The organism is Agrobacterium leguminum, assembly GCF_005144435.2.
Taxonomy (GTDB): Bacteria; Pseudomonadota; Alphaproteobacteria; order Rhizobiales; family Rhizobiaceae; genus Agrobacterium; species Agrobacterium leguminum.
In genome coordinates, this window is sequence record NZ_CP120211.1 from 749,739 (window position 1) to 764,001 (window position 14,263).

Below are 14,263 nucleotides of genomic sequence, written 5' to 3' on the forward strand. Positions count from 1 at the left end.
CCTGTTTCCGTCAGCCGCGGCGGCTGACGACCGGACCCTTGGCGGAGCCGAATTCGGCGAGCACGGTTTCACCGGCAATCGCCGTCTGGCCGACCGATACACGCGGCTCGAAACCTGCGGGAAGGAAGATATCGAGGCGCGAACCGAAACGGATAAGACCGAAACGCTCACCGGCATCGACTGGTTCATTCGGCTTTACCCAGCAGACGATGCGGCGTGCAACCATGCCGGCGATCTGCACCACGCCGACCTTGCCGTGCGACGTCTCGATGACGAGGCCGTTGCGCTCATTGTCTTCGGAAGCCTTGTCGACTTCGGCATTGAGGAAGAGGCCGGGACGGTAGGCGACATTGACGATACGGCCGCGTACCGGCGAACGGTTCACATGGCAGTTGAACACATTCATGAACACCGAGATGCGCACCAGCGGCTCCTTGCCGAGTTCCAGCTCCAGCGGGGGAACGACGCTCTGCACGGCGGAAACCTTGCCATCGGCCGGGCTGATGATGAGGTCGTCATCCTGCGGCGTGACGCGCTCGGGATCGCGGAAGAAATAGGCGCACCAGGCCGTCAGCACCAGACCGACCCAGAACAGCGGTTCGGCGATCCAGCCGAGCACCAGCGATGCGACGAAGAAGGCCGCCACAAAGACATAACCTTCCTTGTGGATCGGTACGATGGTGTTGCGAATGGTGTCGAACAGATTCATGAGATTCCTTGCTCCGGTTTCCGTCTGTCGCGTCTATATGTGGTCGTGATACGACACGATCCAAACGGCAATGCGACAAATTTTGCCTAGCTGGTTACAGCCAAAAGGGCCGTCCGGCAATGGTGGGGTTCGCCCGTCAGCCCTGTTACCCCGGCTATACCCATCAATGCGCGGGTTCCCCGCGGTCGATGACACCCAGATCGTCGGTTTCGCGCACATGGCGCAGCATTTCCTCGGCCCGGATCGCCTCGCGCTGGCGGCTCCACATCGAGGCGTAGAGGCCGTTCTGCCCCATCAGCGAGCTGTGCGTGCCGCGTTCGGCGATCTGCCCTTCCTTCAACACGATGATCTCATCCGCGCCGATGACGGTGGAAAGGCGGTGGGCGATAACCAGCGTCGTGCGGTTCTTCGAAACGATGTCGAGCGCGCTCTGGATTTCCTGTTCCGTATGCGTATCGAGCGCCGAGGTGGCCTCGTCGAGAATGAGGATCGGCGGCGCCTTGAGGATGGTACGGGCAATCGCCACGCGTTGTTTTTCCCCGCCGGAAAGCTTCAGGCCGCGTTCGCCGACCATGGTGGCATAACCCTCCGGCAGCTTGCCGATGAAGGCGCTGATCTGCGCCGCATCCGCAGCCGCCCTCAGTTCCTCGTCGGTGGCCGAGGGGCGGCCATAACGGATGTTGTAGGCGAGCGTGTCGTTGAAAAGCACCGTATCCTGCGGCACCATGCCGATCACCGAGCGCAGGCTCTTCTGCGTCACATCGCGAATATCCTGCCCGTCGACGGTGACGGAGCCTTCCTGAATATCGTAGAAGCGATAAAGCAGCCGCGAGATCGTCGATTTTCCCGCCCCCGAAGGGCCGACGATGGCCACCGTCTTGCCGGCCGGCACGTCGAAGGAAACGCCCTTCAGGATCGGCCTTTCGGGGTCATAGGCGAAATGCACGTCGCGGAAGGAGATCGCGCCCGGTCCAGCTGCGAGCGGCTTTGCATCCGGCCTGTCGGTGACTTCCGCCTCCACCTCCAGAAGATCGAACATCTGTTCGATGTCGGTCAGGCCCTGGCGGATTTCGCGATAGACGAAACCGATGAAATTGAGCGGCACCGAAAGCTGCAGCAGCAGCGCATTGACGAAAACGAAATCGCCGATGGTCTGTTCGCCGCGCTGCACGGCAAGCGCCGACATCACCATCATGACGGTGGAGCCGATGCCGAAGATCACGCCCTGGCCGAAGTTCAGCCAGCCGAGCGAGGTCCAGATCGAGACCGCCGATTTTTCGTAACGCTCCATGGCGACGTCGAAACGCCGCGCCTCCATCTCCTCATTGCCGAAATATTTGACGGTTTCGAAATTCAGAAGCGAGTCGATCGCCTTGGTATTGGCGTCGGTGTCGCTGTCATTCATGGCCCGGCGAATGCCGATACGCCAGTTGCTGGCCCGCACGGTGAACCAGATATAGGCCCAGACCGTGATGACCGTGACGAGCACATAGGAAAAACCGTAGGAGGCCCAGAAGATGATCGCCGTCAGCAGGAATTCGATGAAGGTCGGCGCGGTGTTGAGAATGGTGAAGCGGACAATGGTTTCGATGCCCTTGGTGCCACGCTCGATGACCCGCGAAAGCCCGCCGGTCTTGCGCTCCAGATGGAAACGCAAAGAAAGCCGGTGCATGTGCACGAAAGTCCTGTAGGCGAGCTGGCGTACCGCATGCTGGCCGACGCTGGCGAAAAGCGAATCGCGCAGCTGGTTGAGCCCCACCTGTATCAGCCGCGTCAGATTATAGGCGATCACCAGCGCGACGGCGCCGAGCAGGAAGGCGGGAACAAGTCCGGCCATGTCCAGCCGGCCGTTCAGCGCATCGGTCGCCCATTTGAAGAAATAGGGAACGGAGATCAGCACCAGCTTGGCGAAGATCAGGTACACGGTGGCCCAGATCACTCGCATCTTCAGGTCCCACCGCCCCTCCGGCCACATATAGGGCCAGAGATTGATCAGCGTCTGGGTGGGATTGCTGGAATCCGCCGAAATGGTTTTTTTCTTCGTGGCCATCATTCGCTCCGGTCACTGCCGGAAGCCGACAGCAGGGCGGCGGCTTTGGTCAAGCCGCCGCGCGTGTCACAGATAGGGTCGTTGCGGGTTCACCGCAACGCTTCAAATGCTCAGGAGCCGCTCTTCAGCCGTTTGCGGTGAAGTTCTTCCGCATTCGGCAGCGCCTCTTTCGGCACGCCGAAAATCTGGCCGGGCTCGATCAGATCGGGGTTTTTGATCTGATCTTCGTTGGCGAGGTAGATCGTGGTGTAACGCACACCCTGACCGTAGACGCGACGGGAAATCTGCCAGAGCGTATCGCCACGGCGGATGATGACGCTGTTCTGGCTCTCGGCCAGCGGCGCCTGCTCGAAGGTCTGCGGGCCGGCGGGCGCCTGTGGCGCGGGAGCAGAGGGTGCCGTGATGTGGAGTTCGGCAAGGCGGCTTGCCAGCGAGGCGATACCCTTGCCGATTGCCGCCACATCGTTCGGCCATGCTTCAACCGATGTCAGCAACTGGCGCGCCTTGGCGGTGATATCGCCCGCAAAAGCGGTGAAGCCGGGTTCGGTCGCGGCTGCGGTGCGGAATTCCGAAAGCGACTTGAGGCCGATGACGACGGCGGAGCGGCCGGCAATGGCCTGATCGAGCGCCGGCGTGGCCTGATCCTTATAGAGACTGGAAAGAATGCCGAAGGCCTTGGCGACATCGGTGCGCAGCTTTTCGAAAGCGGCGCGGTCGCTTGCCGTGCTCTGGTTTTCGGCCGGCGCCGCAGTCGTGGTCGCTGACGACGAAGCGGACGGCGACTGCATGGCGACCGTTGCCTGGTCGGTCTGCGGCCGCTCGAAGGGAACGCGCACACGCACCTTCGCGGTGCCGTCGGCATTCAGTTCCTCGACGGTGATGATATGGCTGCCGACGCTAAGATCGACATCGCCTTCGACGACGAAATGGCCGGAGGCTTCCGTGATGCTCTTGCCGATTTCCCTGTCATCGACCAGCGCGCGCACCGTCGAACCGGCGGGCGCGGAACCCGCGACGAAAATCTTCGATCCCTCGAACTCGACGGCGGTGACCTGAACGCTCGACGTCAGCGGGGCCGTAGCGGACGGAGCCGCAGTACCGGCGAGCGGTGCGGAAGCGGTGTTGGCGCTGGTTTCGGACGTTGCCGCAGGCTGTTGCGACGGCGCGGCTTGCGGCTGAAGCGCCGGAGGAGCCGCCTCCGGCATGGCCAGTACGCGGCTTGCCTTGCCGGGCTTGGAAACCATGGCCAGAAGCTCGCCCGTCTTGCCGTCAGGCACGGAAACCGTCGCCACTTCTTCGGATTGCGTCGCCTTGCCGCTGGCATCGGTCGAACGCAGCACCAGCTCGTGATCGCCCGGGGGAAGCGGATTGTCGAAAACGGCGGCGAAATCGCCGGTGCCGTCGATGGTCGTCTGGGCGACCACCTTGCCGTTGCTCAAGATTTCGAGCTTTGCGCCGGGCTGTGCCTTGCCGGCAATCACGGCCGAACCGTCCGGCTCGACGCGTAGTACGTCGAAAGTCGGCGTGGCGGCAGACGATTGTGCCGCATCGGCGGGTGCTGCGGCCGGCTTTGCCGGTTCGGGCGCACCATCGTCGGTGCCGGCGAAAACGCCTGCCAGACGACGCACCTGTGCCGCTGCCGCCGCCGCATTGTCGGGCAGGCCGCGCAGGAACGCCGTGGTGCGTTCGGCCGCCGTGCGGGCGGTAGTGATGAGCCGTGACGTCGTTTCGTCCAGCGACTCTGGAATTTCGATATTCGTCAGTTCCTTGAGCGAGGTCTCGACCTTCTTGCGCGCCGCCGCGAAATCGGCGTCGGAGGGAACCTTGCTATCGGCGAAAAGCGTCGTCAGATCCTTGATCGACTGGGTAGCGGAAGCCGCCCGCCGCCCGACCTTGTCGGCGATATTGGCGGTTTCCTCGGCGGCGTCGGAGAGAATGTCGCCCGCCTTGTCGGCGCCCATTTCAACGCTGTTCTTCACGGCGTTGCCGGCCTCGTTGATGGCGTCGCCGATCGGTTTGCCGTCGTTTGAAATCCGCGGCAGGACGAAAAAGATCATGAGCAGGGACGCAACGCCCAGCACGATCAGCGCCAGCAAACCGGCCTTATTGTTTTTCATCCTGGAATCTCCGGGTATTTCAAGCTTTTCACACGAGTTGAGATTGCTAGCGTCTTACCTTGCGCCAGACAAGCGGCGAGTGGCCAAAAGGCCATATTTGCAAGGGATTTCCCAAATTTTCTTGACGTGCCGCATCGCACATAGTTCCTTCCCTTCATGACGGACAAAAATACAGCGATTCGATCCATCTGCGTTTATTGCGGCTCCCAGCCCGGACGTGATCCGGCCCATATGGAAGCGGGCCGCGCGCTTGGGAAATCCATTGCCGAAAACGGCATTCGCCTCGTCTATGGCGGCGGCACCAAGGGCATCATGGGCGCGGTTGCTAGCGGCGTTCTTTCCAATGGCGGCGAAGTGACCGGCATCATACCGGAATTTCTGGTCGATATGGAGGCGACGCGCCATTCTCTCGGACAATTGAACGAGCTTGTCATCACCAAGGACATGCATGAGCGTAAACATATGATGTTCGAGCGCTCCGATGCCTTCGTGACATTGCCGGGCGGTGTCGGCACGCTGGAGGAGATCGTCGAGATCATGACCTGGGCGCAGCTCGGCCGCCATGCCAAGCCGATGGTCTTCGCCAATATCAACGGTTTCTGGAACCCGATGCTGGAACTGGTGCAGCACATGCGCGACCAGGGTTTCATCCACCGCGCGCATCTTCTCAACCCGCTCGTCATCGACGAGGTGAAGGATATCGTGCCGGCCATCATCGACCGGGCGCTGGCGCAGCAGAACCCGGAAGGCGACCCTTCGGTGATCTCCCGCCTCTAGGCCGGGATGGCGAAAAGCGTAAGCGGTTTTCGCCTTAAATCCCGGTCTGCTCATCCTGATCGGCGTGACGATCGTTAACGGCCGCCCGGGCGGCTCGTTACAATTTTAAATGTATATTAATACAGATTTAACGGCGGCATCGTTCCGCCCGCTCTTTTCATGGCCCCACGACTGATCATGTGCCAGCCTCAATAAGGCGTTGGTTGTCGCGGAATTCGTTTCGCCGCCATGAGAGTGGGTGTCATCGGGAAATGATTGCTTTTGTGGTGCGGCTCAAAAGCCGGGCGCATTTTATTATTCAGAGAAATTCCGCGAAGGGCAGGGAGGCGCTCCTCGGTTCCGCCGCCCGCCGCAGGGTCGATGCGCGCATGAGGCTCGGCATCCTGATCGCCGTCTTCGTCGCCATCTATGGCGTCGTCGCGGCGCGTCTCGTCCAATACGGTCTTGCCGAACCGGTGGCGACCGCATGGATCAATACCGGCGTCAACGCCGTCGCCTCCCGGCCGGATATTGTCGATCGCAACGGCACGCTTCTGGCGACCGATCTCAACATGGTCTCGCTCTATGCAGATCCGCGCCGGATCGTCGATCCGGATGAGGTGGTGGAGAAACTCGCGACCGTCATTCCCAATCTCGACTGGCGCGAAACGCACCGCCGGTTGCGCTCGGATACCGGCTTTCAATGGCTGCGACGCCAGCTGACGCCCCGGCAGCAGGCGGATATTCTCAATCTCGGCATACCGGGCATCGGCTTCCGGCCGGAAAAGCGAAGGTTTTATCCGGGCGGCCCCACCGCTTCGCACATTATCGGCCACGTCAATGTCGACAATCAGGGGCTTGCCGGCATGGAGCGTTACCTCGACCAGCAGGGCTTGGCCGATCTGCGCGCCGTGGGTCTTGCCAGCGGCGCGCCACTGGAGCCGGTGCGTCTCTCCATCGATCTCAGGGTACAGAACATCGTCCGCGAAGTGGTCGTGAAGGCGAAAAGCGCCTATCAGGCCGAAGCGGCAGGTTCGGTGATCCTCGACGTGGAGACGGGCGAGGTGCTGGCAATGGCCTCCGTGCCGGATTACGATCCGAACGAGCCTTCCCGCACCCTTGCCGATGGCAGCATCGACAGGGAGTACGAAAAGGGCTGGTTCAACCGGATGAGCAACGCCACCTTCGAAATGGGCTCCACCTTCAAGAGCTTTACGCTCGCCATGGGGCTGGATGCCGGGGCGATCACGCTGAATTCGGTGGTGGATGCGTCGCGGCCGATCCGCATGGGCGGCTTCACCATCAAGGATTTCAAGGGCCGGAACCGGCCGCTCTCCATTCCGGAAGTGTTTCAATATTCATCGAATATCGGCACGGCGGCGGTGGCCGACAAAGTCGGCGTCGAGGGACATCAGCAGTTCCTGACGAAGCTCGGGCTGCTTACCAGAATGGACACGGAAATGCCGGGCGTTGCCACGCCCACCCAGCCGAGAAACTGGAAGAAGATCAATTCCGTCACCATCTCCTTCGGCCATGGCGTCGCCACCACCCCGTTGCAGACGGCGGTGGCCGCTGCCGCGCTGATCAATGGCGGCAACCTGATTTCGCCGACCTTCCTGCCGCGTTCGAAAGAAGCTGCCGCATCGCTCGCGCGCACCGTCATCAACGACAGGACGAGCGCCGATATGCGCTACCTGTTCAACTGGAACGGCATCAAGGGTTCCGGCCGTGGCGCGCAGGTGGAAGGATTTCATGTGGGCGGCAAGACCGGAACCGCCGACAAGGTGATCAATGGCCGTTACGCCAAGGATATCAATTTCAACGCCTTCGTGGCCGGTTTTCCCATGCACAAGCCGAAATATGTCGTGCTGACGATGATCGACGCCCCGAGAACCGGCGTGAACGGCGGGCGCACCGCGGCCTCCACCGCAGCCCCCATGACCCGCGAAATCATCGCCCAGACGGCAGGTCTTCTCGGCGTCAAACCGCGTTTCGGCTATGATGCCAACCCGCAATTGCTGGTGGATTATTGACGCCACTTCTCCCCATTCCCGTGATGAGCAAAGGCATGAGGGAAGCAGCCCGGATTACCGCTTGAGCCGCAGCAGGCTGGAGCCGGTATAGATCGCCAGCGCCACCCAGATCATCGCAAAGGCGGCCATGCGCACCATGTCGAACGGCTCCTTGAAGACGAAGATGGCGATGAGGAAGATCATCGTCGGCGCGATATATTGCATGATGCCGATGGTCGACAGCCGCAGCAATTTCGCGCCATTGCCATAGAGGATGAGCGGCACGGCCGTGATGAGCCCGCTTGTCGCCAGAAGCCAGGTATCGGCGGAATTGCCGCCCATGAAATGCGCCTGTCCGTTAAAGGCAAGCCAGATCATCACCAGCACGGCGGGGATGGAGAGAAGCATGACTTCCAGCAGGAAGCCCTGCGTCGCGCCAATCGGCAAAGTCTTGCGGAAAAAGGCGTAAAAACCCCAGGACACGGTGAGTGCGATGGACACCCAGGGCAGGCTGCCCGCATGCCAGGTGAGGATGGCCACCGCCAGCGCCACGAGGCCGATGGCGGCGATCTGCGCCGGATAAAGCTTTTCCTTGAGCAGAACCGCGCCGAGGAAAATGCTGAACAGCGGATTGATGAAGTAGCCGAGTGCGGCATCGAGCGCGCGGCCTGCGCCGATCGCCCAGATATAGACGCCCCAGTTGATGCTGATGAGGATGGCCGTCAGGCTTGCCATCGCCAGCATCTTCGGGGTTCTGAGCGCGGTTCTGATTTCCGCCGTGCGTCCGAGCGCAATCAGCACGACCGCCGCAATCGGCACCGACCAGACGACGCGATGGACGATGACCTCGATCGGCGAAATATGCGCAACCGCCTTCATGTAAAAGGGAAGGAACCCCCAGAGCAGATAAGCGGAAAGCGCGAAAGCAAAACCGCGCGCGCTGTCGCCGCCCTCCTGGGCCGGGAGCGATTTGTCGAGTGCCATGGGGAGTACCGCCAATTGTTCGGATGGCGTTTTATAACGGATCGCCACAGTGGCGGCCAATTCATTTCCGTGAAGGGTTCATGAGAAAAACTGCATGAATAAAAGGCGCGCTGCCCTTGAAATGGGCTGCCCCGCGACAGCAGGAAATGATTCACGCAGGAAGCCCTGCATGAATCATTGTCTTATCCGGCCGTTGCAAGGCGCTGAGAGGACTGGTTATTTCCCGGCAAAACGGTCGTTGGCGCGGATCAGTTGGTCAAGAATGCCCGGCTCGCTCATCGCGTGTCCGGCCGCCTCGATGATGTGGAAATCCGCCTTCGGCCAGGCCTTGGCCAGTTGCCAAGCGTATTTCAGCGGGCAGGGCATGTCATAACGCCCATGCACGATGACGCCGGGGATATCTTTCAGTTTGCCGGCGTCGCGCAGCAATTGCCCTTCCTCCAGCCAGCCGCCATTGACGAAGAAGTGGTTCTCGATGCGGGCGAAAGCGATGGCGTATTTATCCTCGCCGAAATCCTCGACCCGGTCGGGATCGCTGACGAGCGAGATGGTCGCCCCTTCCCACTGACTCCATGCCTTGGCGCATTCGAGTTTCTTCGCCTCGTCGGCGCCGGTGAGATAGCGGTTATAGGCCTGCATCATCTCGCCGCGTTCGGCTTGCGGGATGGGAGCGATGAATTTTTCCCACTGATCCGGATACATTTCGGAAACGCCGAACTGGTAGTACCAGTCCAGTTCCGGCCTGGTGACGGTGTAGATGCCGCGCAGGACCAATTCGCTGACGCGGTCGGGATGGGTTTCGGCATAGGCGAGCGCCAGCGTCGAACCCCAGGAGCCGCCGAAAACCAGCCATTTTTCGAAGCCGCAGAGTTCGCGCAGCCTTTCGATATCGGCAACGAGATGCCATGTGGTGTTGGCTTCAAGCTCCGCATGCGGCGTGGAGCGACCGCAGCCGCGCTGATCGAACAGGATGACGTCGTAAAGGGCGGGATCGAAAACGCGGCGATGCGTGGGGTTCACCCCGCCGCCGGGACCGCCATGCAGGAATACCGCCGGTTTTCCACCGCGCGTGCCCACCCGTTCCCAATAGATCGTGTGGCCGTCGCCGACATCGAGCATGCCGGTCTCGAACGGTTCGATCTCGGGGTAAAGGCCGCGCAATTCTTCGGTCATGGGTCATCATCCTTCGCTGGCCATTCGGCCGTATCATGGTCCGGGTGCTGGCAATTGTTCACCCGAGGGGGAGGGCTATCCGTTGCAGGTTCCGGCTCGACCGGCAAGCCATCGAGTGTGCCGAACCAGTGCATTTTAGCTGTGAGATTGGATTGCGCCTCGGGCCTTACCCGCTGCGGTTCGTCCAGCGAACCGAGGGTGATATTGATGAAATCGGCGCCCGGCATGTCGTAGAACAAAGGCGTGCCGCATCGGCCGCAGAAGCCGCGACGCACGTGATCGGAGGACTGGAACCACGCTGCTTCGCCACGGGTCATTTCAAACTGCGTAAGCGTACTTGCGGCAAGCGGCATGAAATAATTGCCCGATGCCTTTTGGCACATGCGGCAATGGCACAGATGCGGATAACGAAGACCGCCCCCTATCCGATAACGCACCGCGCCGCACTGACATCCGCCGCTGAAACCCTCGGCCCCGCTCATGCGCGCTCGTCTTCCGGCGGCCAGACCTGCGTGTCGTGATCCGGGTGCTGATAGGAGGTGATCTCCGCCTCGTCCACGCCCTGTTCCATGGCCGGTTTGCCGAACAGCTGCTCGATCCACGGCATGCGCTTGTGGAAATTGACCTGCACCTGCGGCTCGATCCGCTCGGGCTCATCGAAAGCGCCGATGGCTATCTCCACGCCGCCGGGATAATGATAGGTCAGCGGCGTGCCGCATTTGTTGCAGAAATCGCGATGGATTTTTGCCGAGGAGCGGAAGAGGGACGGCTGGCCGCGCGTCCAGGTCAGATGCGCCTGATCGGCGCTGACCAGCGCTCCGAAGAAATTGCCGAAATGTTTCTGGCACATGCGGCAATGGCAGATGGAGGCCCGGCCGAGCTTGCCCGCATGGAAACGCACGGCGCCGCACTGGCAACCGCCGGAAAATCCCGCTTCGCTCATCATCTCTTCTCCGGTGGCCAGTTTTCAGTGTCGTGGTCGGGGTGCTGGTAGGAAACGAGATCGGCGAGGTAATCCACCTGCGTCAGGTCGTCCTCGGTGGCAACCGCAGGCAGCGTGTGAAGCGTGTCGACGAAATCGATCTTACGTTCAACGCCCCACTGAATGGTCGGCGGCAGTGCGGCGGGATCGTCAAAGGCCCCGGCCGCCACCGCCACACCGTCAGGCGCCTCATAGGTCAGCGGGGTTCCGCATTCGGGGCAGAAACCGCGCTTGACGACGCTGGAGGACTGGAAGCGTTTCGGCTCTCCCCGGGTCCATTCGAATTGCACGCCGCGCACCGAAACCAGCGGCGCGTAATAGGCTCCGAAAGCCTTCTGGCACATGCGGCAATGGCAGATGGAACTGTCTTTTAGTTCACCCGAGGCGCGAAAACGGATCGCACCGCACTGGCATCCGCCGGTATATGTCGTCATGGTCGGTCCTCCTTCACCGTTCGGATAATGTGGAGACAGACATTGTCTATGTCTCCGAGGATATCCTCGTTCCAGAAACGGAGGACTGTCCAGCCGTCTTCCTGAAGCCGGGCAGTTCTTGCCTGATCGTAGCGCAGTGCCGCTTCAGATGTGTGTTGAGAACCGTCTACCTCAACAATCAGACGATGATCCGAGCAGGCGAAATCAACGATAAAGCCGGCAATCGGCATTTGTCTGCGAAAACTTAGTCGTTCAAGGCGATGAGCGCGAATGGCATTCCAGAGCTTCAGCTCGGCATCCGTCATGACTTTACGCATCTGCTTCGCATATTGGCGATGCATCGGATCGACGTCTGCATGCGGCATGATTTGGCTCGCTGTTTAGTGCCTCAACTTAGATTGGTTGAGGTAACTCAAAACCGCAAGCGGATTGTGGTGAGAGAGGGTACCCCCTCTGCCCTGCCGGGCATCTCCCCCACAAGGAGGGAGATCGACATGACGCGCCTGCGTCGCTCCATTTCGACCGAAGAGAAATGCGGGGCCTAACCACGAGTCGATCTCCCCACCTGTGGGGGAGATGCCCGGCAGGGCAGAGGGGGGTAAGCCGCGAATCGCAGCCCTACCGCTTCAACTCCCACGTCGTCGTCCGCTCCCCGGTCTCCTTGTCCTTGCCATCCTTCAGCTGAATGCCCTTTTCGGAAAGCTCATCACGCAAACGATCCGCTTCCGCAAAGTTCTTCGCCTTCAACATTTCCAGACGCAGCTGCACCAGCGCATCGACGGCCGAAACGATGGCCTCGTCCATTTCCGCCTTCTTCGGCAAGACACCCAGCAGGGCAGCACTTGCCGCAAAGGCGGGCAGCCTGGATGGATCGGTGTTGGCAGCATGCGCCAGCGCATGCAGCGCCTGCACGGCGGCAACGGTATTGAGATCGTCGGCAAGCGCTTCAAGCACGGTTTCGTCCGGTGCTGCATCGGAGGCTTCCGCTGCCGGCCACTTGGCGAGCAGGCGTTCGGCCTCTTCCAGACGCTTCACCGAAAAATCGATCGGCTCGCGATAATGCGTCATCAGCATGGCAAGGCGCAGAACCTCGCCCGGCCATTTCCGGCCGCCGAATTTCTCTGTGTGCAGCAATTCATAGATCGTCACGAAGTTGCCCTCGGACTTCGACATCTTGCGGCCTTCCACCTGCACGAAGCCGTTGTGCATCCACACATTGGCCATGACATGCGTGCCGTTGGCGCAGCGCGATTGCGCGATTTCGTTTTCGTGGTGCGGGAAAATGAGGTCGAGCCCGCCGCCGTGAATATCGAAGACCTCGCCGAGGTAGCGACCGGCCATGGCCGAGCATTCGATGTGCCAGCCCGGACGGCCGCGGCCCCAGGGGCTTTCCCAGCCCGGTTCATTATCCGAGGACAGTTTCCACAGTACGAAATCGCCGGGGGTCTTCTTGTGGGCTTCCACCGCCACGCGTGCGCCGGCCTGTTGTTCGTCCAGCGGCCGCTTGGAAAGCTGGCCATAATCGGCCATCGAGCGGGTGTCGAACAGCACCTCGCCGCCCGCCGTATAGGCATGGCCGCGGGCGATCAGTTTTTCGATGAGATCGATCATCTCGGCAATATAATCGGTGGCGCGCGGTTCGACGGTCGGCGGAAGGCAGCCGAGCATGGCCACATCCTCATGGAACTGGTCTGCGGTCTTTTTCGTCACCGCATGAATGGCGTCGTTCAGCGGCAGATGCGGATAGTCGCGCAGCGCCCGCGCGTTGATCTTGTCATCGAGATCAGTGATGTTGCGGGCATAGGTCACATGGTCTTCGCCAAAGACGTGGCGCAGCAGCCGGTAGAGAACATCGAACACGATGACCGGGCGCGCATTGCCGATATGGGCAAAATCATAGACCGTCGGGCCGCAGACATACATGCGCACATTGTCAGCGTCGATCGGTGCAAATTCCGCTTTTTCGCGTGTGAGTGTATTGTGAAATTTCAGGCGCAAGGACATGCGGCAGTTCCCTAAAGGCAGAATATTGTCCTGGCCGGAACGTTTATCTTTCTTGACCTTGCGGGAGACGAAAACGATCTGGCCGGTGGCGAACCAGCAAAAAAAATCTCAGCAGCAGGTGCAGATCATCGTTCTCATATCTTGCTTTATGGCGCGGCGGTGCGGCCCGGTCAAGAGCAACCGTAGTGGCCAAATCGCCGCCCCGAGCGGAAAATATTCACTCCGGCTGACGGTAGTCCACGAATTTTCCCTCGCGCACGAGGAAGAGTTTGCCGGTTTCGGTCAGATCGGGCGAGGCGAGCGGAAGAATGGCCGCAGCCACCTCTGACGGATGCGGCACGGTGGCCGGGTCTTCGCCGGGCATGGCCTGCGCGCGCATCGCCGTGCGCGTGGCGCCGGGATTGATGCTGTTGACGCGAAGCGCGCTCCTTTGCGTTTCCGCCGCCCAGGTGCGGGCCAGCGCTTCCACAGCCGCCTTGGAGGTGGAATAGACACCCCAGAAGGGGCGACAGCTATGGGCGGCGCCCGAAGACAGGATCAGTGCGCGGCCGGCATCCGACTTCAGAAGCAGCGGCTCGACCGAGCGGATCAGCCGCCAGGTGGCGGTGACGTTGATGTTCATGACCCTTTCGAAGACTTTCGCCTCGATATGTCCGACCGGCGAGATGACGCCGAGAACGCCGGCATTGGCGACGAGAATATCGAGCCTGCCCCAGCGCTCGAAGATATTCGCGCCCAGCGCATCGATGGCTTTCATGTCGGAGAGATCGAAGGGAACGAGCGTCGCCGTGCCGCCGACGACCTTGATGGCGTCGTCCAGCTCCTCAAGGCCGCCCACCGTGCGGGCGCAGGCGATGACATGCGCGCCGGCCCTGGCGAGTTCCAGCGCCGTGAAATAGCCGATGCCGCGCGAAGCGCCGGTAACGAGAGCGATGCGGCCCTTGAGATCGATAGTCCCCTTCAGATCGATAGTCATTGTCTCCCCCGAAATGATTGCGCTTCCTTCTACGAAGCGCCGCTGGCTTTTCGCAAGCGATCATAT

Annotated in this window: 13 protein-coding genes; 2 read left to right on the top strand and 11 right to left on the bottom strand. The window is 61.1% G+C overall.

The window, feature by feature from the left end; translation table 11 throughout:
- Positions 1-10: 10 nt before the first annotated feature.
- The 3 genes from CFBP4996_RS03700 to CFBP4996_RS03710 form a co-directional block, all read right to left on the bottom strand.
- Positions 11-709, bottom strand: a complete 699-nt coding sequence (locus tag CFBP4996_RS03700) for a phosphatidylserine decarboxylase (protein WP_003520681.1) — start codon at positions 707-709, stop codon at positions 11-13.
- Between the two features lie 163 nt (positions 710-872).
- Positions 873-2,759 carry an ABCB family ABC transporter ATP-binding protein/permease gene (locus tag CFBP4996_RS03705; protein ID WP_080852376.1) on the bottom strand — a complete coding sequence of 629 codons (1,887 nt, stop codon included), beginning with the start codon at positions 2,757-2,759 and terminating at the stop codon, positions 873-875.
- Positions 2,760-2,869: 110 nt separating this feature from the next.
- A complete protein-coding gene (locus CFBP4996_RS03710; RefSeq protein ID WP_080852374.1) occupies positions 2,870-4,876 on the bottom strand; it encodes a LysM peptidoglycan-binding domain-containing protein in 2,007 nt (668 codons plus the stop codon).
- A 156-nt stretch (positions 4,877-5,032) separates the two neighbouring features.
- On the opposite strand from CFBP4996_RS03710, the gene CFBP4996_RS03715 reads away from it, so the two are divergent.
- Together CFBP4996_RS03715 and CFBP4996_RS03720 are read left to right on the top strand one after the other, a co-directional pair.
- The gene (locus CFBP4996_RS03715; RefSeq protein ID WP_003520687.1) at positions 5,033-5,653 is read left to right on the top strand and encodes an LOG family protein; all 621 of its coding nucleotides are present in this window, start codon (positions 5,033-5,035) and stop codon (positions 5,651-5,653) included.
- Positions 5,654-5,904: 251 nt separating this feature from the next.
- Positions 5,905-7,665 carry a peptidoglycan D,D-transpeptidase FtsI family protein gene (locus CFBP4996_RS03720; protein WP_080852372.1) on the top strand — a complete coding sequence of 587 codons (1,761 nt, stop codon included), beginning with the start codon at positions 5,905-5,907 and terminating at the stop codon, positions 7,663-7,665.
- A 54-nt stretch (positions 7,666-7,719) separates the two neighbouring features.
- Here the strand turns inward: CFBP4996_RS03720 and rarD are convergent, their stop codons facing one another.
- The 8 genes from rarD to CFBP4996_RS03760 form a co-directional block, all read right to left on the bottom strand.
- Entirely contained in the window at positions 7,720-8,628 is a 909-nt protein-coding gene (rarD, locus tag CFBP4996_RS03725; protein ID WP_035237103.1) for an EamA family transporter RarD, read from the bottom strand.
- Positions 8,629-8,844: 216 nt separating this feature from the next.
- Positions 8,845-9,801, bottom strand: a complete 957-nt coding sequence (pip, locus tag CFBP4996_RS03730) for a prolyl aminopeptidase (protein WP_080852370.1) — start codon at positions 9,799-9,801, stop codon at positions 8,845-8,847.
- Positions 9,798-10,283 (bottom strand): GFA family protein, encoded by a 486-nt coding sequence (locus tag CFBP4996_RS03735; RefSeq protein WP_080852369.1) that lies wholly within the window; start codon positions 10,281-10,283, stop codon positions 9,798-9,800. Before CFBP4996_RS03735 ends, pip begins: the two co-directional genes overlap by 4 nt.
- Entirely contained in the window at positions 10,280-10,744 is a 465-nt protein-coding gene (locus tag CFBP4996_RS03740; RefSeq protein WP_080852368.1) for a GFA family protein, read from the bottom strand. The genes CFBP4996_RS03735 and CFBP4996_RS03740 overlap by 4 nt, the downstream gene beginning before the upstream one ends.
- On the bottom strand, positions 10,744-11,217 hold the full coding sequence (locus CFBP4996_RS03745; RefSeq protein WP_080852366.1) for a GFA family protein: 474 nt from the start codon (positions 11,215-11,217) through the stop codon (positions 10,744-10,746). The genes CFBP4996_RS03740 and CFBP4996_RS03745 overlap by 1 nt, the downstream gene beginning before the upstream one ends.
- Positions 11,214-11,582: an endonuclease domain-containing protein gene (locus tag CFBP4996_RS03750; RefSeq protein ID WP_080852364.1), complete on the bottom strand. Its 369-nt coding sequence runs from the start codon at positions 11,580-11,582 to the stop codon at positions 11,214-11,216. Before CFBP4996_RS03750 ends, CFBP4996_RS03745 begins: the two co-directional genes overlap by 4 nt.
- 253 nt (positions 11,583-11,835) lie before the next feature.
- On the bottom strand, positions 11,836-13,221 hold the full coding sequence (gene cysS / locus CFBP4996_RS03755) for a cysteine--tRNA ligase (protein WP_080852363.1): 1,386 nt from the start codon (positions 13,219-13,221) through the stop codon (positions 11,836-11,838).
- Positions 13,222-13,438: 217 nt separating this feature from the next.
- Complete coding sequence (locus tag CFBP4996_RS03760; protein WP_080852358.1) at positions 13,439-14,197, bottom strand: SDR family NAD(P)-dependent oxidoreductase; 759 nt, start codon at positions 14,195-14,197, stop codon at positions 13,439-13,441.
- Positions 14,198-14,263: the final 66 nt, after the last annotated feature.